Below are 1,046 nucleotides of genomic sequence, written 5' to 3'. Positions count from 1 at the left end.
GGGAGCACCCCTCGCTGCGGGCTCTGCGCAATCTCCGCTTCCACCACACCGACAACGACGCGGTCATCGCATACAGCAAACGCAGTGGACCGGATGTCGTGCTGGTGGTGGTCAATCTCGATCCCCACCACACCCAGGAGGCCACGGTCTCGTTGGACATGCCGCAACTCGGCCTGGAATGGCACGAGTCGGTGCCGGTGCGCGACGAGCTCACCGGCGACACCTACCACTGGGGCAGCGCCAACTACGTGCGCCTGGAACCGGGGCGGGCTCCCGCGCACGTCCTGCACGTCCAGCGACCGCCCGCCGCACAGCGAACCGGAGGGTCAGGAGCGTCATGACTGTCAACGAGCCCGTGCCGGACACCTTCGAGGACACACCGGTCAGGGACCGCGACCCCGACTGGTTCAAACGAGCCGTCTTCTACGAGGTCCTCGTCCGCTCCTTCCAGGACAGCAACGGCGACGGCATCGGTGACCTGAAGGGGCTGACCGCCAAGCTCGACTATCTGCAGTGGCTCGGCGTCGACTGCCTCTGGCTGCCGCCCTTCTTCGAGTCGCCGCTGCGCGACGGCGGTTACGACGTCGCCGACTACACCGCCGTCCTGCCCGACTTCGGCGACCTCGCCGACTTCGTGGAGTTCGTGGACGCCGCCCACCAGCGGGGCATGCGCGTGATCATCGACTTCGTCATGAACCACACCAGCGACCAGCACCTGTGGTTCCAGGAGTCCCGCACGGACCCGGACGGCCCCTACGGCGACTTCTACGTCTGGGCGGACGACGACAAGGGCTATCCGGACGCGCGGATCATCTTCGTCGACACCGAGGCCTCCAACTGGACCTACGACCCGGTCCGCGGGCAGTACTACTTCCATCGGTTCTTCTCGCACCAGCCGGACCTGAACTACGAGAACCCACGCGTCCAGGAGGAGATCCTGGCAGCCCTGCGCTTCTGGCTGGACCTGGGCATCGACGGCTTCCGGCTGGACGCGGTGCCGTATCTGTACGCGGCCGAGGGCACCAACTGCGAGAACCTGCCCGCCT

2 protein-coding genes are annotated in these 1,046 nt (G+C 66.7%); both read left to right on the top strand.

Annotated features, from left to right (window positions below):
* Positions 1-341: alpha-glucosidase C-terminal domain-containing protein (locus tag TU30_RS00080; RefSeq protein ID WP_042162987.1), on the top strand; the 341-nt coding region annotated here is incomplete at its 5' end.
* Positions 338-1,046, top strand: a 709-nt coding sequence (locus TU30_RS00075) for an alpha-amylase family glycosyl hydrolase (RefSeq protein WP_042162985.1), incomplete at its 3' end; no start/stop codon positions are given. The genes TU30_RS00080 and TU30_RS00075, both read left to right, overlap by 4 nt.

This window comes from Streptomyces sp. NBRC 110035 (assembly GCF_000829695.1).
Classification (GTDB): domain Bacteria; phylum Actinomycetota; class Actinomycetes; order Streptomycetales; family Streptomycetaceae; genus Streptomyces.
This window is presented reverse-complemented; position numbering and strand designations above follow the sequence as displayed.